Annotated in this window: 9 protein-coding genes; 8 read left to right on the top strand and 1 reads right to left on the bottom strand. The window is 68.7% G+C overall.

Annotated features, from left to right (window positions below):
• The first annotated feature begins 402 nt into the window (after positions 1-402).
• A complete protein-coding gene (locus ACFK0J_RS30565) occupies positions 403-726 on the top strand; it encodes a hypothetical protein (RefSeq protein ID WP_378733183.1) in 324 nt (107 codons plus the stop codon).
• A gap of 222 nt (positions 727-948) precedes the next feature.
• A complete protein-coding gene (locus ACFK0J_RS30560; RefSeq protein ID WP_378733182.1) occupies positions 949-1992 on the top strand; it encodes a hypothetical protein in 1044 nt (347 codons plus the stop codon).
• A gap of 102 nt (positions 1993-2094) precedes the next feature.
• Here ACFK0J_RS30560 and gndA read toward each other — a convergent pair whose 3' ends face one another.
• A complete protein-coding gene (gene gndA, locus ACFK0J_RS30555) occupies positions 2095-3549 on the bottom strand; it encodes an NADP-dependent phosphogluconate dehydrogenase (protein WP_378733181.1) in 1455 nt (484 codons plus the stop codon).
• A gap of 305 nt (positions 3550-3854) precedes the next feature.
• Here gndA and ACFK0J_RS30550 point away from each other — a divergent pair, with 305 nt between their 5' ends.
• The 6 genes from ACFK0J_RS30550 (at position 3855) to ACFK0J_RS30525 (ending at position 22180) form a co-directional block, all read left to right on the top strand.
• A complete protein-coding gene (locus ACFK0J_RS30550; RefSeq protein WP_378743152.1) occupies positions 3855-4784 on the top strand; it encodes a purine-nucleoside phosphorylase in 930 nt (309 codons plus the stop codon).
• Between the two features lie 74 nt (positions 4785-4858).
• Positions 4859-5713, top strand: coding sequence for a DUF6597 domain-containing transcriptional factor (locus ACFK0J_RS30545; RefSeq protein ID WP_378733180.1), 855 nt, complete (start codon positions 4859-4861; stop codon positions 5711-5713).
• Between the two features lie 54 nt (positions 5714-5767).
• A complete protein-coding gene (locus ACFK0J_RS30540) occupies positions 5768-6463 on the top strand; it encodes a DUF998 domain-containing protein (protein ID WP_378733178.1) in 696 nt (231 codons plus the stop codon).
• Between the two features lie 195 nt (positions 6464-6658).
• Positions 6659-7546 (top strand): siderophore-interacting protein, encoded by an 888-nt coding sequence (locus ACFK0J_RS30535; RefSeq protein WP_378733176.1) that lies wholly within the window; start codon positions 6659-6661, stop codon positions 7544-7546.
• Between the two features lie 91 nt (positions 7547-7637).
• Positions 7638-21176, top strand: a complete 13539-nt coding sequence (locus tag ACFK0J_RS30530) for an amino acid adenylation domain-containing protein (protein WP_378733174.1) — start codon at positions 7638-7640, stop codon at positions 21174-21176.
• A complete protein-coding gene (locus ACFK0J_RS30525; RefSeq protein WP_378733172.1) occupies positions 21173-22180 on the top strand; it encodes a Fe2+-enterobactin ABC transporter substrate-binding protein in 1008 nt (335 codons plus the stop codon). Before ACFK0J_RS30530 ends, ACFK0J_RS30525 begins: the two co-directional genes overlap by 4 nt.
• Position 22181 lies beyond the last annotated feature (1 nt).

Raw genomic sequence — 22181 nt, 5'->3', positions numbered from 1 at the left:
ACGGTCGACGAGGCGGGCCGGCCCGCGGTCGGGAGAACCGCAAGCTGCCAGCAATTTCTCCGACGAGCGTGTCTCGGATCACAGTACGTCCCCGTATTCGGGCAGCGGGCACCTCGAAACAGACACACCGGACAACGAACGGATGGTGCGCACGGTTTCTGGGCGGGAGTCGACTACCAGTGTATTCCCGCACCTCAGCGCCCGACCCGTGGGTTTCCCAATGATGTCCGAGTTGAAACCGAAATGCATTCTAGTGGAATGTATTTCGATTCGATACGGCGTTGCCGACGGCTTCCTTCGTCGCTAGGTCGGCGGCGGGTTGCCAGCCTCTTCCACGTCCAAATACCCAGCGCGGCAACCAGGTTCATTCGATAACATTTCGATGTTTGATGGGACGGTTCGATGAAATCACGTACACGTTCGGGTTTGTTCGGTATCGCCGCTATCTCGTGCCTCGCGGAAACCACCGGCGCCGCACCGGCGGCATTCGCGGCGCCGAACACGCCATCGGACAAACTGTGCACGATCACCGACCCAGTCCCGGACGGGGAGTTCACCGTCGAGGCATCCAGTGACGTGTTCGCGGTGTCCGGCAACAACGGGTCCTTCGATCTGACCCTGCACACCGAGCCCGGCCGGATCGCCCTGGTACTCGGCGTCTCCAACAATGATGGCGGGCAGAACTACACCAACGGCGATTGCAGCGTGGAATATCAAGTGCGCTAGAGGGAGGACTCGGACGCCGATAACTACCGACATCCGGCGCCGTCGCACCCGCCCGTCCAAAACCCGCGGGGTCTGCCTCCCGCATCGTCTCCGGTGATCGGTCGATGGACTACGAGACCAACCCCCGGGGGGCCAGACGGCCCTTCGGGCCAGCAGGTCGCAGTGATCCGATCATGGTGCTACCTATCCGTGCGACGTGTGGCTACGAATGCATGAACGTTGGTGTTGCTTCTCAAAATTCATCGTTTCGGAGGTTGGACATTGCGTTTGCCTTGGTTTCGGTACTGCCGCAGGGGGCTCGGATGGTGCGTCGTCGCCTTCGTCGCGCCGGCACTCGCCGTCGGTGCCTCCGGCGGCCCCGCCGCCGCGGAGCCTCAATCGGATGGTGCTGAGCTCACCGCTACTGTCCGGATGCCGAAGGGCGAAAGCGGGCCCCGAGCCCTGTCAGTGCACGCCAAATGTACCGGCACGCAGGATCCCTCGGCCGACACGCTCATCGACGTGAGTTACACAACGGCAAACGATGCCCCGTTGGTCGTGCAGCCATACGCCAAACAGGGGAACACAACGCCATCGCACGGCACCGAGCCATACAGCGCGTGGAACTCTGAGTCCACCGAGGATAAGGATTTCGCCGGTCTCCCTGCCGGGATAGACCCGGCAACGATCGTGGTTCGCCTGGTCTGTCACCTCGAAGGAGGTCCAGTCACCACCGAGCAGACGCCAAAGGTGGTGAAAGGCTCCGAGGGTGGGAAATCGATTCCGAAGAAAACCAAACCCGATCCGCCGAGCGCACCGTTCACGATCACCAGCGTCAGCGCGGACAAGTGTGCCGTGGTACGCGGCGACAACACCGTCGGTCTCGCCGAGTGTCAGCCGGACAACAAACGCCAGCAATGGCGGTACGTCCACAAAACCGTGGAAGGTTTCGGCAGCAACCTCCTGCAGAATGTCGACACCCAGCGGTGCGTCACTTTCCCCCCGCTTGGCCGTGACTTCGAGGTGAAAGCCAGCGGAGAATGTGCCGCAGGCAGCGCCCGGGATTGGTTCGACTTCCGCGGCACCGGCGACAGTGCGGCCATCGCAACGTCTTACAAGGTCGTTTCCAGTGAGTACGAGAAACACGACGGCACCAAAGTAACGAACTACACCCACGAAGTCTGCTGGTACGCGTCAGCCGATAACGTCAGAGCCGCCGGGTGTGGCCTGCAATTGGGCGACATCGCGTTATCACCTGAGTACCAATGGAAGAAAAAACCGGTATAGAAAGCCGCCGACACCGCGAGAACCTCGAGGGGCTTCGGAATACTTGGCTATCGCAGCTGAGGAGCACCCGGCCGGTACCGGCCGGGTGCTCGCGTCATCTTGTCAGTCCGCCTGGATCTCGCTGCGGTCGCCGCTCCACAGCGTGTGGTACTTGCCCGGCATATCGATGCGCTCGTAGGTGTGCGCACCGAAGTAGTCGCGCTGGGCCTGGGTGAGGGCCGCGGGGAGGCGCTTGGCGCGCAGGCCGTCGTAGTAGGCCAGCGAGGACGCGAAGGCCGGGACCGGGATGCCGAGTTGGACCGCGGCGGAGACCACTCGGCGCCAGCTGTCGATGGCGTTCTCGATGGCTTCCTGGAAGAACGGGTCGAGGATCAGGCTCGGCAGTTCGGGGTTCGCGTCGTAGGCGTCCTTGATGCGGTTGAGGAAGCGGGCGCGGATGATGCAACCGCCGCGCCAGATGGTCGCGAGGTCGCCGGGCCGCAGGTTCCACCCGTATTCGGTGCTCGCGGCGGCGATCTGGTCGAAACCCTGGGCGTAGGCGACGACCTTGGACGCGTACAGCGCGCGCTCGATGTCCTTGGTGAACTGCTCGACATCGGTGGGCTTGTCGGCGAGGTGTCCCGAGGCGAGTCCGACAGCGGCGCGGCGCTGACCGGTCGATCCGGACAGCGCGCGAGCGAACACCGCCTCGGCGATGCCCGTCACCGGAACACCGAGATCGAGCGCCGCCTTGACGGTCCAGCGGCCGGTGCCCTTCTGTTCGGCGGCGTCGAGGATGACGTCGACGAGCGGCGCGCCGGTCTTGGCGTCGGTCTGCTCGAGCACTTCGGCGGTGATCTCGACCAGGTAGCTTTCCAGCTCGCCCTGGTTCCAGCCGGTGAACACGTCGGCGATCTGCTTGGCGTCGAAGCCGAGCGCGTCGCGGAACAGGTGGTATGCCTCGCCGATGAGCTGCATGTCGGCGTACTCGATGCCGTTGTGCACCATCTTCACGAAGTGACCCGAGCCGTCCGGCCCGATGTGTGTGCAGCACGGCGTCTTGTCGACCTGCGCGGCAATCGACTCCAGCAGCGGGCCGAGCACCTCGTAGGACTCCTTGGGCCCGCCGGGCATGATCGCCGGACCGTTCAGTGCGCCTTCTTCGCCGCCGGAGATGCCCGCGCCGACGAAGTGCAGGCCGCGTTCACGCAGCGACTTCTCGCGGCGGATGGTGTCGGTGAACAGGGCGTTGCCACCGTCGATGATGATGTCGCCCGCGTCCATCGCGGCGGCCAGTTCCTCGATCACCGCATCGGTCGGATCGCCCGCCTTGACCATGATCAGCACCCGGCGCGGCTTCTGCAGCGCACCGACGAACTCCTCGATCGTTTCGGTGCGGACGAAATCGCCGTCGTCACCGTGCGCCGCGAGCAGCGCGTCGGTCTTGGCGATGCTGCGGTTGTGCAGTGCGACGGTATGTCCGTGCCGGGCGAAGTTGCGCGCGATATTGCTCCCCATCACCGCGAGGCCGGTGACCCCGATGTGGGCGCGTGCGTTCGATCCCGCCGATGACGTCATGCTGAAGGGCCTTTCACTCGGCGCGGACCCGGCCGCGCTCCACCGACTGTCGACACTCGAGCGCACAGCTGACCGCTCGAGCAAGCGAAGGCGCACCGAAGCCGCAGGTCGGGCCGGTCCGGTGGTTCCGCTTGTGCCGCAAGAGAACCTGTCGTCCAACCTACATGGGTGCCGTTTCGGCCCGGTCGGGTCGGCCCCGGTTCCGCGAACCCGGCGTTCGCGCAGGTCACGTCCCCACGGTGGGTGCAGGGGTCTTGGCATACGATCAGCCGGTGCCTCTACGTCGCTGGATAGTTGCGTTGACTGTGTTCACGACCGTTGCGATGCTCGCGGGTTGCGGCGGAGAGCGGACGTCGACCGCCGCTCCGGTCAAGGTCGGTGTGCTGGTTATCACGATGTTCGACCCGGAGGCGCAGCCGTGGCTCGAACGTGCGTCGCTGCCGATCACTGTGGAGTTGCCCACCGCCTATAAGCCGGTGCACTGCAACGCAGATGGTCTCTGTGTCGCCGAGACCGGCCAGGGCAAGACCAACGCGGCCGCCACCATGATGGCGGTGCTGGACAGCCCGAAATTCGATTTCACGAATGCCTACTTCCTGACCGTCGGCACCGCGGGCGCGCCGCCGGATCAGGTCACCCTCGGCTCCGCGACGTGGGCGCGCTGGGTCGTCGACTTCGACCTCGGCAATCATCTCGTCCCGGCCGAGGCGCCGAGCCTGCCCTACGGCTACCGCCCCGTCGAGAACTACAACACCGCCGCCTACCACCTGAACGAGGCGCTGGTCGATACCGCCTTCGGCTTGACCGAGCATGCCACCCTGGCCGACAGCCCCGCGGCCGCCGCCGAACGCGCCCAGTTTCCCGGGCAGGCCGACCGCAAGCCCGCCGTTGCCAAGTGCGACACCATGACCGGCGACGACTGGTTCTCCGGCAAGGAACTCTCCGACACCGCCCGCCACATCATGAGCGTCCGCACCAACGGTCAGGGCGTCTACTGCACCACGCAGATGGAAGACAACGCGACCGCCGCCGTCCTGGACCGGCACGGCTACCTCGACCGCTATCTGTCCCTGCGCACGGTAAGCAACTTCGACCAGCCCTACCCCGGCCAGAGCGTGCTCGAGCACCTCGAACAGCAGTCGGCGGGGTTCCCGCTCTCCCTCGACAACGGCTACACGCTCGGCCGCACTGTCGTCGACTATTTCTTGAAGAACCCGTACCGACCCGCGCGCTGACCGGCGAGCATCGAGGTCCGACCGCGATTTTCGCATAATGGGCCGGGAGGTCAGCTGTGCGGCATCCTGGAGTCGTGCGATTCGAGATGCGCCGGCCCGGTCCGGCGCTTGCGCGGTTCATCGCCTATTTCTGGGCGCTGCACGATGTTCCGGTTCACGCGGCGGGGCGGCTGGTACCGAGCGGCACGCTCGATCTGGTGGTCAATCTGCATGCGGACGTAGTGCGGATCAATGATCCGCACAGCGGGGTGTGCCATCGGTATTCCGGAACGGTGGCGGCCGGGGCCTACGGCCGGTACATCACGTTCGACAATCCCGCGCATACCTCGATCGTCGGCGTTCACTTCAAACCGGGTGGTGCGCTGCCGTTTCTGGGCGTCCCGCCGGGCGAGCTCGCCGATCGCCACGTCGATCTGGAACTGCTGTGGGGCCGTCGCCCGGCGGCCGAGTTACGTGAGCGTTTGTGCGCGGCCAGCACGTCGACGGAGCGCTGCACCGTCCTGGAATCCACCCTGCGATCGCGCTTACCGGCCCACGTTCCGGGACACCCCGTACTGCCTTTCGCGCTCGAACAGCTCGCTCGGCCGGGGAGCACCGTCGGTGCGGCCGCGGCGAGCGTCGAACTCAGCCGTCGCCGGTTCATCCAGGTTTTCACCCGCGAAGTCGGGATGACGCCGAAGCAGCTGAGCCGGGTATTGCGATTCCAGCGCGTCAGCGAACTCGCGCGGCGTGCCGAGGCGCCGGACTGGGGGCAACTGGCGCTGGCCTGTGGCTACTTCGATCAATCACATCTGATCAACGAGGTCCGCGAGTTCACCGGAACGACGCCGGTGGGCCTGATTCGCGCGACCGAACAGTTCGAGGATCTGCATCTTCTCGGTTCGGCGGGGTCACATTTCTCCAAGACCGCTGCCGGTGCGCGCCAATAACGTCGGCGCAGGCACAAGTTGCTTCCGCCCGGTGGGCGGCGGCGAAACGGAGACATGATGATCGAACAGAAGTCGATGGCGCGACCGACCGGTGCATTGCTGACCTGCGGCGTCCTGGCAGGTCCGCTGTATATCGCGGTAACCGCGGTCCAGGCGTTGACCCGGGCCGGGTTCGATCTGTCGCAGCACCGCTACAACCTGCTGACAACCGGGGACCTCGGTGGGATCCATCGAACCAACATGGTGGTGACCGGGATGTTGACGGTGCTGTTCGCGGTCGGCGTCGGCCGGTTGCTGCGGCAGGGCCGAAGTGCCCGGTGGGCCCCGCGGCTCCTCGGACTGTTCGGGCTGGCCTACGTCGTCGGTGGTTTGTTCCCTGCGGACCCGGTCATCGGTTTCCCGCCCGGCACGCTGACGGAATCGACGACCTGGCACGGGATCGTCAACGCGGCCGCACGCGGGGTCAGTTCCCTCCTGCTCATCGCGGCGAGCTTGGTGATCGCGAGGTGGTTCACGAGCCGAGGACTCCGGAACTGGACCTGGTTTTCCTGGGCAGCCGTTCCGATGTCGTTGGGCGCCTTTGTCCTTCTCGTTGTCGCCGGAGCCGATACGTCCACGACGTATGTGGCCTTCCTGGTACCTGGCATCCTGATGTGGGTCTGGGTCACCGCGGTGGCGGTATATCTGTACCGACTCGGGGAGCGGCAGGCTGTTGTCGCGGGCCCGGTGCGGCAGGGGGTTCCGGCCTGATCGATGACGTAGCGGGCTGCCCCGCTGTCGTGGGTCCGGGGAATGTTCGCCTGGTGGGCGGATGTTCGCCGGGCCCTACTGTGAGGTGTGCGTGACCGCCTTGCCCGGGAAATTAAGTTAGGCTAACCTCATGTTTTGCGCTCGCGGAGTGCACGTCGACCCGATCGGTCGATGGATTTCCATGGAACGCAAGGGATGTCACGCAATGCGGAAGATCGGCGCGGCCGGATGAACCGGGCTGCTCATCTGGAACGGATCGCCGAGGTGCTCGACGGGGCGGCGGGCGGGGCCAAGGTGCCGTACCCGATCGGGCTGCGCGAGGTGACCGTGCGGGACGCGCGCATGGTCGGCGCCGGGTTGCGGCGGCTGACCTTCGCGGGACCCGGGCTGGCGGGGTTCGAGAGCCACGCGCCCACCGAGCACGTCCGGCTGATCTATCCCGATCCCGACGGCACGCTGCGCCTGCCCGAGCAGGTCGATCTCGCCCTGAAATGGCCGCGCCCGCTGCCGATTTCGCGGGAATACACGGTGCGTCGCTACGATCCGGTCGCCGGTGAGCTCGACATCGATTTCGCCCTGCACCCCGGCGGACACGCCGCGGGCTGGGCCGCGGCCGCGACGCCGGGGACGAGTGTGTACATCGCGGGACCGCCCGGCGGATTGGTGGTGCCGTTCACCTACGACCGGTACCTGTTGGCTGGAGATATCACGGCGCTGCCCGCGATCGCCCGCTGGCTGGGGGAACTGCCCGCGGACGCGGCCGGATGGGCGTTCATCGAGGTGGTGGACGCTGCCGAGGAAATCGAGCTGGTCACCCCGGCGGGCGTCGAAGTGCGGTGGCTGCACCGGGGGAGCGTGGCACCCGGCTCCTCGGATCTGCTCGAGCGCGCCGTCCGCGCGGTACCGATTCCCGAGGGCGAGCGGGTGTACGCCTGGATCGCCGCCGAGGCGGGGGTGGTGCGCCCGCTGCGGCGCTGGGTGCGCGAGGTGTTGCGCGCCGAGCCCGGTGACGCCGAGGTGACGGCCTACTGGAAGCGCGGGCACGCGGACTTCGACGAAGACCACGAGGCCGTCGCCGAGTAGCGGCGCAGGCGAATCCGGCATTACCGCCTGCCCCCGAGTTGCTCGGGCGGCAGGCGTTGAACGTAGGTGGCTCGAGATTGAGGAATGGGTTGTGACGGTGAATCCGGTGGTGGACGGACGCGCTGAGTTGGCGCTGACCGGAGCGCAGCTCGGCATCTGGAACGCGCAGCGACTCGAGCCCGAGTCATTGAGCTACCTGGTTGGTGAGGTGCTGGAGATCGCGGGCCCGGAACCCATCGATATCGGCCTGCTGGACACCGCGATTCGGCGCACGGTCGCCGAAGCCGACACCATGCGACTGCGTTTCATCGACGGGCCGGACGGTCCGCGGCAGCGGATCACCGACGCCGAGCCGGAACTGCGCCCCGTGGTCGATCTACGTGGCGAAGCCGATCCGACGGCAGCCGCACACCGATTCGTCGAGGCGGAACGGCAGCGGGCCGCGGAATACTGCCGGGCCATGGTCGACCGCCAGCTGTACACCTACACCCTGGTGCGGCTGTCCGATCACGAGGTGTGGTGTGTGCAGCTGTACCACCACTTGATCATCGACGGGTACAGCGCGGCCATGGTCTCGCGCCGAGTCGCCGCCCACTACACCGCGCTGGTGCGCGGCACCGAGGTCGCACCCGTGCGGTGGGGATCGGTCACCACCCTGGTCGCCGAGGACGCGGCGTATCTCGCGGGTCCCGACGTCGAGCGGGACCGCGCGTACTGGCGTGACCTGCTGACTCCGCTGCCGTCGCTGGACGGCCGGGGCAGCCGGCCGGACGGACCCGCCGAACAGACGAATCAGGCGCGCGCCGTGCTCGACGCCGAGTTCATGAAGCGGGTCGGCGTGGTGGCCGAGGCCTCGGGCACCACCTGGGCCGACGTACTGGTCGGCTGCTACGCCGGATTCGTGCACCGGCTACTCGGCGAGACCGACGTGGTGATCGCCCTACCGGTGATGGCTCGCGTCGGCCGCACCGCTTTGACCACCCCGTCCATGGCGGTCAACGTACTGCCGCTGCGGCTGTCGGTGTGCAGCCACGACCGCCTCGGCGAACTGAGCAAGCGGGTCGCGGACGCGCTGCGCGGACTGCGTGCGCATCAGCGCTACCGCGGCGAGAACCTGGCCCGCGAATTCGGCGCCGCGCAGACCGGCGCGCTGTTGCACGGCATCGGGATCAACCTGAAGGCATTCGACGTCGCCCTCGACTTCGCCGGTGCCGTAGGCACTTTGCGCAATGTGGCGGGCGGCCCGCCGGAGGATCTCGGACTGACCGTCACCCCGCTGTCCGGCGGCCGGATCCAACTGGGCTTCGAGGTCGACGCCCGCTCGATCAGCGCCGACGTCGTACAGCGGCGGATGACCGCACTGGTCAGGATGATCACCGAACTCACCGACGGCCTGGACCGGCCGGTCGGCCGGGTTACGCCGTACCCGCCCGAAGACGGTGCGCGCATTCTGGCCGAGCGGGCGAGCGCGCAACTGCCCGGTGCGCCGGAGGACCTGTCCGCGGCACTGGACCGGCTCGCGGTCGAGCACCCGGACCGCGTCGTCCTTGTCTGCGGCACAACCCGATTCACGGCTGCCGACCTCGCCGGACGCGTCCATCGGCTGGCCCGCTACCTGCGCGGCAAGGGCGTCGGACCGGACGACATCGTCGGCCTCGCGCTGCCGCGTACCGCCGAGATCGTGGTGGCGATGCTCGCCGTCCACCATGCCGGGGCCGCGCACCTGGTGCTCGATCCGGAGCACCCGGTCGAGCGCCTGCGCGACATCATCGATGACGCGGCACCGGTGCAGGTGCTCGCGGACGACGCCTTGGTCGAGGTGCTGTCCGGCGGCGCCCGCCCGACGCCGATTCGATTGCTGGACAGCGCTGTTCAAGCGTTGATCGGCAAAGAAGCCGACGGTCCGTTGACGGCGGCGGAACTGGCCGCCCCGCGCGCCGCCGAGCACCTGGCTTACGTGGTGTACACCTCCGGGTCCACCGGACGACCCAAGGGCGTGCTGGTTCGGTCCGGCGGCGCCGCGCACCTGCTGCACCATCACCGCTCGACGATTTATGCCGAGGCCGCGGACCGCGCCGGCGGCAGGCAGCTGCACACGGCGCACACCGCGTCCTTCGCCTTCGACGCCGCCTTCGACCAGCTGCTGTGGCTGCTGTGCGGACATCGCGTGCACCTCTACGACGCCGAGCTGCAACGCGACGCCGCCGCGCAGGTGGCCGCGTTCGTCGCCGACCGGATCGACGTGGTCGACACCACCCCGTCGATGGCCGCCGCGCTGATCGACAACGGCCTGCTCGGCGCCCGACACCGCCCACAACTGTTGCTCATCGGCGGCGAGGCGGCCTCGCCCGCACTGTGGGAGACGATCGTCGGCTCGGGTGTGCCCGCGCGAAACATGTACGGCCCCACCGAAGCAACCGTCGACGCGCTCAGCGCGCCGGTGGCGGGTGCGGTGCCACACGTCGGCGGTCCGTTGGCCGGAACACGGACATACCTGCTCGACAGCGCACTGCAACCGGTCCCCGATGGCGAAGTCGGCGAGTTGTATCTGGCCGGACCGCAATTGGCTCGCGGCTATCTCGGACGGCCGGTGGTGACGGCCGAGCGGTTCGTCGCCGATCCGTTCGGTGCACCCGGCGACCGGATGTACCGCACCGGCGACCGGGCCCGGTGGGCGGCGGGACGCGGCTACGAATTCCTGGGCCGCGGGGACAATCAGGTGAAAATCCGCGGTCACCGGGTCGAGTTGGGTGAGGTTGAAGCCATCCTGGGCGCGCTACCCGGCGTGGCCGCGGCAGCTGCGGTCATTCGGAATGCAGCCGGTCTCGCACAACTCATCGGCTACCTCGTCCCCGCATCGGGGCAGCGCCTCGACGGGTCCGACGAACTGCGCCACCAGCTCGCGAAAACCGTTCCCGACCACCTGGTTCCGTCGGCGATCGTGGTGCTCGACGCACTACCGACCACCGTCAACGGCAAACTCGATCGAGCGGCATTGCCCGCACCGCAGGTGGTTTCGACCGGTCGTGCGGCGCGCACCGACCGGGAAAAGGCGCTGTGCGCCGTGGTCGCCGAGGCGCTGGGCCGACCGCCGGTCAGCGTCGACGACGACTTCTTCGGCCTCGGCGGCGACAGCATCACCGCGATCAGCGTCAGCAGCCGATTGCGTGCCCACGGCCTGCTGATCCAACCGAAAGCGCTACTCGCCCAGCGTGATCTCGCGACCATCGCCGCCACCGCGGAGCGCATCGATGACGAGCCGAGCGCGGCAGTGGCCGACGAGGCGACCGGCGTCGTCCCGTTGCCACCGATCGTGCGTGCGCTGCTCGACGCCAACCCGAGCCCGTCGGCGATCAGCGGGTATGCCCAGTGGACCGCGATCGGCCTGCACGAACCGCTCGCCTTCGACGATCTCGTCGTGGGTGTGCGGACCATGCTCGATCGCCACGATGCGCTGCGCTCGGTGCTCGATACGCGGACAGCTGAACCGACGCTGACCATCGGTGCGGTTGATTCGCTCAGCGCGGCGGATCTGGTCATCGAGACCACCCGCACGGACAATGAAATGTCCACGCTGGCAGCGGAGCTCGCCGAGCAGCTCGACCCGGCTGCCGGTCACTGCCTGCGCGTCGCGTTGGTGCGGACCCCACAGGGTAAGCCCGACCAGCTGATCGTGGTGGCCAATCATCTTGTTGTCGACGGGGTTTCGTGGCGGATATTGGTGCCCGAACTACATGAGGCCTGCCAGGCAGCGCGTGAGCAGCGGCCGATCCGGTTGGCGCCCAAGAGTAGTTCCTGGCGGCGGTACGCCACTCTGCTTGCCGAACAAGGTGCGGCGGGCGCCCGACGATCGGAACTGGACCACTGGCAGGCGGCACTCGGGCGTGACCCGGTCGCACCGCTCGGTGCCCGTGCCCTGGACCCGGCCCGCGATCGGGCCGAAAGCGCCGTGCGCACCAGAACTTTCGCCTCTTCGGCACTCACCGAAGCCATGCTCACCACGTTGCCCGCGGCCTACCGGGCGCGTACCGACGAGGTGCTGCTCGCCGCGTTGCTGCTCGCGGTCAATTCGTGGCGGCACAGCCGCGGCGAGGCATTGGAAGCAGGCCGTCCGGTCACTGTCGAGGGCCACGGCCGCGACGCACTGGTCGCGGATACCGATTTCGCGGGCACGGTCGGCTGGTTCACCAGCGAGTATCCGGTTTGGGCCCCGGCAACGGGGATCGACACCGCGGCCGGGTTGGCCGAAGCACTCGCGGGCGGACCCGCCGCGGGGCGGCTGCTGCGGGCGGTGAAGGAGGCCAAGCGCGCGGTGCCCGGCGGCGGCGTCGGGTTCGGCGTGCTGCGCCACCTGGACCAGCGGACCGAACCGGTGCTCGCTGACAAAGCCGCGCCCGAACTGCTGCTCAACTATCTCGGTCGCTTCACCGCGTCGCCCGGCACCGGTTGGCAACTGCCGGAGCAGGACCCGTTCTCGGTGTTCGAGCCGAAGACGAAGGCGATGTCGGAGGTGCTGGCGCTCAACGCCTTCGTCCACGAGCAGGGCACGCCGAGCCTCGCGGTGGAATGGACCGCGGCGGGGAAGGTGCTCGGTGCGGCCGAGGTGGCCGAGCTGCAGCAGCATTGGGAACTAGCGCTGGAAGCCTTCGCCGCGCATGCGGTGCTGTCCGACGGCGGCCTCACCCCCGCCGATTGCCCCGATGTCCCGGCCACGCAGGACGGGATCGATGAATTGGAGGCGGTGCACGGACCTCTCGCCGCCCTGCTGCCGCTGTCGCCTTTGCAAGAAGGGCTGCTGTTCCACGCGATCCGGGACGGCGCGGCCGACGTCTACACCCTCACGGCGCGCATTGATCTGTCCGGCCCGCTCGATGCCCAGCGGCTGATAACCGCCTTCGACGGCGTAGTGGCCCGACATCCCAATCTCGGTGCGGCATTCCACTATGCGGCCTTGGATCGGCCGGTCCAGGCCATTCCTCGGTCGGTGCGGATTCCGTGGCGGCAGGTGGATCTGTCCGCACTGCCCGCCAGGGCCGCACTGGCGGCGGCCGATCGGCTCGAAACCGAAGCCGCCGAGCATCACTTCGTCATCGATCGGTCACCGCTGCTGCGCGCCTTGCTGATTCACCTGCCCGGCGCGGAACACCGGCTGGTGCTCAATGCCCATCACCTGCTGACCGACGGCTGGTCCACGCCGATCGTGCTGCGTGAACTGCTTGCCCTCTATCACGACGACTACTCCGGACTGGCCGCTCCGCCCGCTTACAGCGACTACCTGACGTGGCTCGCCGGGCGCGATCAGGCCGCGGTGCGCGACGCCTGGACGGCACGACTAGCCGGGCTCGCCGCGCCCAGCCTGGTGCGCGAATCGACAGGCGCACCGGACTTTCAGCTGCGCCCGGTGCCGCTGTCGGAGGCGCACAGCGCCGAACTCGCCGCGCTCGGCCGCCGTCGCGGTCTGACGCTGAACACCCTGGTCCAGGGCACCTGGGCGGTGGTGCTCGCCGAATTCATCGGGCGCGCGGATGTGGTGTTCGGCGCGACGGTGTCCGGTCGCCCCGCCGAACTGCCCGGCGTGGAGTCCATGGTGGGTTTGTTCACGAACACCATTCCGGTCCGGTGCACCATCGCGCCGGAACGGCCGCTGCTCGACCAATTCGCCGAATTGCAAGAAACGCAGTTCGCCATGCAGGAATTCGAGCAGGCCAGCTTGGCCGAGATCGAACGTGCCGCCGGGCTCGGCCAACTCTTCGACACCCTGGTCGTCTTCGAGAATTTCCCGAATTCCGGTGCCCAGCAGCCGGAGTCGCACGAGCTGCGCATCTCCGCGTTCCACAACCACGGTCTCACGCACTATCCGGTCACGCTGCTCGCGCCGCCCGGTGACCGGCTGGAGCTGGTGGTCTACCACGATCGTGCCGCCATCGCGGAAGCAACCGTCGCCCGGATCATCGATCGGCTGGCCCAGATTCTGCGGGTGCTGGTCGACGCCGAGGACACGCTCGCGGGCGAACTGGTGGACATGTCCGGATGGGTGGAGCCGGGTGACACCACGCCTGCCCGGCTGGTGCCCGCGCCGCAGACGCCCGTACTCGACGCCGTGGAGACCGCGGAGCACGCTGTGCTGGAAGCGGTTCGGGAATGCGTCGCCGGGGTGCTCGAGGTTGCCGAAGTCGGTGCCGATGACGATTTCTTCGCACTCGGCGGGCATTCGCTGACCGCCATGCGTTTGGTGGGCAGGTTACGGCGGGCCGGTCTCCGCATCGTGATCACCGACGTGTTCGACGCACCGACCGCGCGCGCACTGGCGCTGCGTGCGCAGCTCGATCCGCGGCGGTTCGCTGCTCGGGACACTTCGGCGGCGACATCGACCGATGAATTCGAGAGGCATAGCGACGCAACGGTACCCGGCTCGCTCCTCACGGCGCCCGGCATCCTGCCGAGCGGTGGTCCGGCAACGGACGCGGTGTTGTCCCCAGGGCAGGAACGGTTGTGGTTCCTGCACCGACTGGAAGGACCGTCTACTACTTACGACGTTCCGAGGGTTGTCCGGGTGCGCGGTCGGCTCGACGCCGACGCGCTCGCCGCGGCGTGGCGCGATGTGCTGACCCGACACCCCGTGCTGCGCACCACGTATCCGCCGGATGCCGCCGGATCGGCGACCATTCATCTGCTCGACGCCGATCAGGCTGCCGGGCTCGACCTCCGCACGGTGGGCGGCGAAGGCGCGGACGCCGCGATCGCGGCCTGCCTGGCCGAGCCGGTGGACATCACCACCGCCGCACCCGCGCGGGCGACCCTGCTCGCGGTGGCGCCCGACGAGCACATCCTGGTGATCGTCGTGCACCACATCGCCTTCGACGCGGCCTCGCTTCGCCCGCTGTTCGGTGATCTCGACATCGCCTATCGGGCCCGGCTGACCGGGACCGCGCCGCAATGGGATTCGGTCGTCGGCACCGACTACCGCAGCTACGCGGCACGCGAACGCCGCAGGCAGGACGAGTACGCCTACGCCGAACAGCTGGCGTACTGGCGGGCGAAGCTCGCGGGTTTGCCGGTGGAATTGGATCTGCCGTTCGATCGCGCGCGCCCGGCTCGGGCCGCCTATCGCGGATTCACCATCACCAGGCCGCTTTCCGAGGAATTGCGCACGGGAATCACCGACCTGTGCGCCGAACACGGCGTCAGCCCACTGATGGTGCTGCAGGCCGCGGTTGCCGCGACCTGGTCGGCCTTCGGTGCGGGCCGCGATATCCCGTTGGGCACCAACCTCTCGCATCGAGACAGCGTGCTCGCCGACGACGGCACCGCCGAATTCGCGGACACCATCGGCTATTTCGTCAATACGCTGGTCGTGCGCTGTGACCTGACCGGGCGGCCGACCTTCGCGGAGCTGCTGCACCGGGTGCGGGACGCCGTGCTCGACGCACTCGCGCACCAGGACGTGCCGTTCGAGCGGATCGTCGACGCCGTGGCGCCGCCGCGTTCGCTGGCCAAGCATCCGTTGTTCCAGACCATGGTCGCCTACGAACCCGCGCCGAACATCCCTGGCCTGGGTGGGCTCACGGTCGAGCCGTCGGCCCCGGCCGCCACCACCGCACGGTTCGACACGGCGGTGTGGCTGGCCGACTCGGGGGAACATCGTTCGCCGTTCCTCCGGCTGGTGGCCGACGCCGACCTGTTCGACCCCGGCACCGCCGACGCCCTGCTCGACGGACTGCTCGCCGTGCTCGACCGCGCGGTGCGAAACCCGGCGGCAGGCATCTTCGATTCGGCACTGGGCCAACCGGATCCGGCGCTCGATCCGGACCGGCGCGCCGGCACCCCACCGGGTGTTGCCGTGCGCTTCGCCGAGCAGGTGCGCCAGCGGCCCGATGCGGTCGCGTTGGTCAGCGGCGGGCAATCGGTGACCTATGCCGAACTCGCCGCCCGGAGCGAGGAGTTGGCCGCTCGGCTGCTCGCCGCCGGGGCAGGCCCGGAGCAGGTGGTCGGGGTCGCGCTCGCGCGCTCCGCCGATCTGGTCGCCGGATTGCTGGCCGTGCTGCGGGTCGGTGCCGCCTATCTGCCGCTGGATGTCGACTATCCGGCCGACCGGCTGGCGTACATGCTCGACGACGCGACACCCGTGTGCATCCTGACCAGCTCCGATCTCGCCGACCGGCTACCGGTGCGCCAGCAGGCGCTGGTCCTGACCGATGCCGGGACCCGTCCGGACGCACCGGCGGTGCCGGATCCGCGTCCCGCCGGTCCGCAGCTGGCGTACGTGATCCACACTTCCGGGTCCACCGGTCGGCCCAAGGGCGTGATGGTCACCGCGGCCAATCTCGCCGCATTCGCCGAGACGGTGGGTGGCCAGCGGTGGATCGGCCCCGGCGACCGGATCGTCGCGGTGACTACGGTGTCCTTCGACATCGCCGTGCTCGAGCTGCTGCTGCCGTTGACCGTCGGCGCGACCGTGGTGCTCGCCGACCGGGCGACCGTGCGCGATCCGGATGCGCTGCACGCCCTGATCGCCGACCGTGCCGCGACGGTCGTGCAGGCGACCCCTTCGCTGTGGCGGGTGCTGGTCGAGCACGAGGACGCGGGCCGGCTCGGCACGGTCCGCGCGCTGGTCGGCGGCGAGGCATTGCCGGCGGATCTGGCGGCCGACCTGGTCGCGCATTGCCGGTCGGTGCGAAATGTCTACGGGCCCACCGAGGCAACGGTCTGGGCGACCGCCGCCGATCTGCGCTCGGGTGACCCGGTCACCATCGGGACGGCCTGGATCGATGTGCACGCGAGGGTGCTCGACGAACATCTGCGTGCGGTGCCGGACGGCGTCGCGGGCGAGCTGTATCTCGGTGGCGCCCAGGTGGTTCGCGGATATCTGGGCAAACCCGCGTTGACCGCGGCGCGATTCGTGCCGGATCCGTGGCTGCCCGGTAAGCGGTTGTACCGCACCGGCGATCTGGTCCGGTTCCGGGCCGGTCGGCTGGAGTACCTGCGCCGGATCGATGACCAGGTGAAGGTGCGCGGCTTCCGGATCGAACTCGGCGAGGTCGAATCCGCGCTGCGCGCGAGCACCGGGGTGGCCAGGGCCGCTGCCGCGGTGCGGACGGACGGTGCGGGCACCGGTCGGCTGTTCGGCTACGTTGTCGCCGAGCCGGGAGCTCAGCTCGATCCGGCCGCGGTGCGGGCCGACGTCGCCTCGGTACTGCCCGAATACATGGTGCCGCAAGCGATCACGCTGCTCGACGCGTTGCCGCTGACCCTGAACGGCAAAGTGGATCGGGCGGCGCTGCCCGAGCCCGCGCGCCCGCAGGCGGCCCGCCGCGCGCCGCGCACGCCGGCCGAGCGCACCCTGTGTGCCCTGGCGGGCGAGGTGCTCGGCATCCCGGCACCGGGGCCCGACGATGCCTTCTTCGCGCTCGGTGGTGACAGCATCAGGTCGGTGCGGCTGGTGACCGCGGCACGGCGGCACGGCCTCGTGCTCACCGTCGGTGACGTGTTCGAACACCCGACCCTCGGCGAGCTGGCCGCGGCCGCGACGCCGGTGCCGGTCGTGGCGCCGGTAGGCACCGCGGACCTGGTCGCGCTGGACAGCGATCAGCGAAAGCGCCTGGACGTGCTGTGCCCGGGCTGGCAGGAAGTCCTGCCGCTCGGACCGCTGCAGGAGGGCATGTACTTTCAGTCCGTGGTCGACCGTGCCAGCGGGCCGGACGCCTATCACATGCAGGTCGGCTTCTCGTTCGCGCCGGAAAGCGCGCCGCGACTCGAGCTGCTGCGCGCGGCCCTGGACGCGGTGCTGCGCAGACATTCGAATCTGCGCGCCGGGTTCACCCATGCCGGATTCGCGGCACCGGTCCAGTTCATCCCCGCGACGTGGGAAACACCGTGCCGCGAGGTCGATCTCACCGCGACACCAACCGCGGAAATCGACTCGATGGTCGCCGCCCTCGCGCACGACGAGTACCGCACCGCCTTCGATTTCGCCGCACCGCCACTGATTCGGCTACTGCTGGTCCGGTTGCCGGGTGGCGCGAGTCGCGCGATATTCACGCTGCACCATCTGCTCATCGACGGCTGGTCGATTTCGTTGCTGTTCACCGAGCTGTTCACGCTGTTCGAGCACGCCGACAACAACACCGACGCCGAACTGGATGCGGTGCTCGCACCCGCCGCCGACTTCCGCGACCAGCTGCGCTGGTTGGCCGGGCTCGACCACGGCGCGTCCGAAAAGGCTTGGCGCGCCTACCTGGCCGACCTCGCCCAGCCCACCCTGCTCGGCTCCGGCGGGGTGGCGCAATCGCCGCTGCCGATGCGTAGTCTGGTCGAACTCACGCCGGATACCTCCGCCGCGCTGCGGGCGCTGGCCGGGCACAGCCGGGTCACCCTGTCCACCGTGGTGTCCACCGCATGGGGGCTGGCGCTGCGGGCGAGCACCGGGCTGGACGACGTGGTGTTCGGTTCGACCGTGTCGGGTCGTTCACCGGAGGTGCCGGGCTGGGAGCGAATGATCGGGCTGGTGCTCAACACCGTCCCGGTCCGCGTCCGGGTTCGCCCGGGGGAGTCGTTGCTCGATCTGCTCCGGCGGATGCTGAAAGAGCAGGGTGGTCTCGTCGCGCACCAACAGCTCGGTTTGGGCCGCATCCAGCGCGCGGGCGGCCATCCGACGCTGTTCGACACCCTGTACGTTTTCCGTAATCTGCCCCGTAATGCCGGTACCGCGGACGTTTTCGCGCGCAACGGTGTCGTCTCGCGGGAAGCGGTCGACAGCACGCACTACGCGTTGACCCTCGATGTCGACCCGGGTATCGCCGCCGATCCGCTGCGCATCGCGCTCGAGCATCGACCGGACCTGGTGCCGGACAACCGGGCTCGGGAGATCCTCGACCGTCTTGTCGAGATCCTGCGCCTGTTCGCTACGCCGGACACCGTCGCCGGACACACGGTGGTCGCCGATACCGCTGCGCCGGTGGCTGTTTCGCCGGAGTTCACCCCGGAACGGGTGTCGGTGCCGCTGCCCGGCCAGCCGGGCGGCAGCGTCGACGCGCTGCTGCGCGAACGGGCCGCCGCCACCCCGGACGCCTGTGCGCTGGTGTGCGGCTCGGTCGCCCTCACCGCGCGGGAGATGGACGCGCGCGTGGATCGGATGGCGCGGTTGCTCGCGAGCCGAGGGATAGGAGCTGGCGACGTGGTCGCCCTGGCGTTGCCTCGGATCGCCGATCACGTCGTCGCGATCTTCGCCGTCATGCGCACCGGCGCGGCCTACTTGCCGCTCGATTTGACGCATCCACCGGCTCGGCTGCGCGCTCTGCTCACCGACAGTGCCGCGGCGGCGCTGGTGAGCACCACCGTGCATCGCGGCAGCGTGGTCGACGGCGACGGGCCGCGGGTGCAACTATTGCTCGACGAACCGGCGGTCGCCGCCGTGCTCGACGGCATGGTCGCGCCGCCCGCTGTCCCCGACGCGGCGGTGGCCGGGCCGCGCAGCGCCGATCAACCGGCCTACGTCATCTACACCTCGGGCTCGACCGGCCGTCCGAAGGGTGTTGTCGTCGGTCATCGCGGCTTGACCACGATGTACCACAACCACCTCGACGAGATCTTCGGCCCGACCGAGCGTTTCGCCGCGCGCGGACGACTCCGTGTCGCGCACACGGTGTCCTTCTCCTTCGACATGTCCTGGGAGGAATTGTTCTGGCTGCTGGCCGGACACGAGGTGCACGTGATCGACGAGCAGGCCCGGCTGGATCCCGCCGCCTTGGTCGAGCATTACCGCGAGGTCGGCATCGATGCGGTCAACGTGACTCCGTCCTATGCCCGCGAACTGATCGCCGCGGGCCTGCTGGCGGGATCGCACATCCCGGCGCTGGTGCTGCTCGGCGGCGAAGCGGTGCCGCTCGATCTGTGGACATTGCTGCGCGAACACCCCGATGTCATGGGTTACGACCTCTACGGTCCCACCGAATTCACCATCAACGCGCTGGGATCGCCCGCATCCGGCAGTCCCACACCGTGTTTGGGCAGGCCGGTGCGCAATGCCCGGGCACGCGTGCTCGATTCGGGTCTGGCGGAAGTTCCGGTCGGCGCCCAAGGTGAGCTGTACCTGTCCGGCGACGGCATCGCGATCGGCTACCGCGACCGGACCGGGCTGACCGCGGGCACCTTCGTCGCGGATCCGTTCGCATCCGACGGTGGCCGCATGTACCGCACCGGAGACCTGGTGCGGCGCAGGCCCGATGGCGAGCTGGAATATCTCGGCCGCGCCGATCATCAGGTCAAGGTGCGCGGTGTGCGCATCGAACTGGCCGAGGTGGAAACGGCGCTCGCGGCGTTGCCCGGTGTGCGGCGTGCCGCCGCGAAGGTGACCACCGATTCGTCGGGAACCGCCCGGCTGGTCGGCTATGTGGTTCCCGAAACCGACTGGGTGCCAAGGGATCTGCGTCCCGAGCTCCGCGCGCTGGTGCCCGCCGCGCTGGTGCCCGCCGAGGTCGTCGCGATCGAGGCGATCCCGCTGACCCCGAACGGCAAGCTGGACCGCGCGGCATTGCCGGAACCGCAACGGCGGACTATCCGCCGGGCACCGCGCACGACGCGCGAACGTGCCGTGTGCGCGGTGTTCGAGCAGGTGCTCGAACAGCCCGAGGTGGATGTCGAAGAAAGCTTCTTCGATCTCGGCGGGGATTCACTGCGCGCCATGCGGCTGCTCGGTGCGCTGGACCGCGCGTTCGGCGTCACGGTGCCGCTCGGCACGCTCACCGCACGGCCCACCGTCGCCGAACTCGCCGCGTATCTCGACGGCGCGATCGACGGTGTCGCCGCCGATGGTGTTGCCGCCGACGGGGTCGCCGCCGATGGTGTTGCCGCCGAGGCGGACTCACCGCTGCTCGGCCGTGAACATGTCGTGGTGCTGCGCGACGGCGGCGCCGACGCGCCGCTGTTCTGTGTGCACCCCGCGGGGGGATTCGCGTGGCAATTCCTGCCGCTGGCCGGGCGGCTGCGTGCCGACCGGCCGGTGATCGGATTGCAGCTGCCCTCGCTCGACGGCGGATCGTCCGCGCACTCGATCGACGAGTTGGCCGCGCGCTACGTCGACACGGTGCGCGCGCACCAGCCGACCGGGCCGTACCACCTGCTCGGATACTCGTTCGGCGGCAATGTCGTGCACGCCATGGCGGCGCGGTTGACCGCGGCGGGCGAACACGTCGCCTACGCGGGCCTGATCGATTCGGCCCCGCTCGATCGTGCTGCGCGCAATGGTGCCGCACCGGAGAGCAGCGCGGCGCACGCGAGCACCGAGGAGATCGACGCGTTGGTCGCCGCGCTACCGGAGGTCCGAGATCCCGAGCTCTCGGCAGCCCTGCGCGCCGGATACGCCGAGTGCGTGAAATCGGCTGCGGTGTCGACGGTTCCGGACTACTCCGGCCCGCTGACGCTGTTCACCGCCGACCAGCCGTACCCGGGCGGCCCCGAATCGCCCGGCCGGGCACTGGCCGAGGGGTGGCGACAGCTCGGCATCGACCTGGTGGTCCACCACCTCCACTTCGACCACGCCGGACTCGTGACACCGGCCGGGTGGGCCCAGCTCGCCCCGCTGATCGATCGGGCACTCGGCATGGAAGTTCTTTCGACACAAGGAGATCGATGAAGTCAGCAAGAACGTCCGCCACCGCCGGACGAATGCGACGCGCAGTCGCGTTGCTCGGCGGCCTGTCCATGGCGCTGGCCCTCGTGGTGGGCTGCTCGTCGAACACCGACGGTGACGCCGACGCGGACCACACCAGGATGATCACCACCGAACGGGGTCCGGTGAACGTGCCGCACGAGGCCAAGCGCATCGTGGTGCTCAGCGGCAGCCTGGCCGATTACCTCTACGCGCTCGACGCGCCGGTGGTGGCCACCGACACCCGCGTGATCGGGGTGACCAACCTCGACGGCGGGTTCCCGCCACAGTGGGCGGACAAGGCGAAGGCTCAGGGCAGCAAGCAATTGCCCGCGGGCGCGGAGCTGAACATCGAGGCGGTCGCCGATGCGAATCCGGACCTGATCATCGGTGGCGGCCAAGGCATTACCGCCGTGCAGGCCGGTGAGCTCTACGACAAGCTCACCGCGATCGCACCGACCGTGCTGGTACCGACCAAGGTGACCAGCTGGCAGGAACAGTTGCGCATTGTCGCCGACGCGTCGGGGCGTGCCGACCGGGTGCCCGCGTTGTTGAAGGCCTACGAAGACAAGGCCGCTCAGGTGAAGGCATCGAGCAAGATACCCGCCGGGAAGGTGGTCTACGTGCTCTCGGTGGGCAACCGCGTGCCGTACCTGGTGCCGCAGTCCGCCGCGCTGCCCACTCAGCTGGCCGAATTGGGATTCGTCGCCGACGATGTGCTGGCCAAGGCCGGAAATCCGCCGCTGTACGGCTCGGGGGACTCTTTCGAGGTGAGCCTCGAGATGATCGACCGGATCGCCGACGCGCCGATGGCCTTCGTGATTCCGGTCGGCGGGCCAAGCGCTGCCGAACTGGCGCAGAACCCGCTGTACGCGCGCCTTCCCGCGTTCCGGGACGGCAAGGTCTTCGAATTGCCCGCGACCAGTTACCGGCCGGACTACCACGGTGCGCTGACCACGCTGGATGCCATCGCGAAACAGTTCGGGTAGT

It is taken from the genome of Nocardia brasiliensis (assembly GCF_042691675.1).
Classification (GTDB): Bacteria; Actinomycetota; Actinomycetes; order Mycobacteriales; family Mycobacteriaceae; genus Nocardia; species Nocardia brasiliensis_D.
Note: the sequence above shows the minus strand (reverse complement) of the source record. Positions and strands in the feature narration are given on the sequence as shown.

Excerpts from the sequence above, each read along its gene's own strand:
- ACFK0J_RS30525 (WP_378733172.1), top strand. The coding sequence starts at position 21,173 with ATGAAGTCAGCAAGAACGTCCGCCACCGCCGGACGAATGCGACGCGCA.
- gndA (WP_378733181.1), bottom strand. The coding sequence starts at position 3,549 with ATGACGTCATCGGCGGGATCGAACGCACGCGCCCACATCGGGGTCACC.
- ACFK0J_RS30535 (WP_378733176.1), top strand. The coding sequence starts at position 6,659 with ATGTCACGCAATGCGGAAGATCGGCGCGGCCGGATGAACCGGGCTGCT.
- ACFK0J_RS30565 (WP_378733183.1), top strand. The coding sequence starts at position 403 with ATGAAATCACGTACACGTTCGGGTTTGTTCGGTATCGCCGCTATCTCG.
- ACFK0J_RS30540 (WP_378733178.1), top strand. The coding sequence starts at position 5,768 with ATGATGATCGAACAGAAGTCGATGGCGCGACCGACCGGTGCATTGCTG.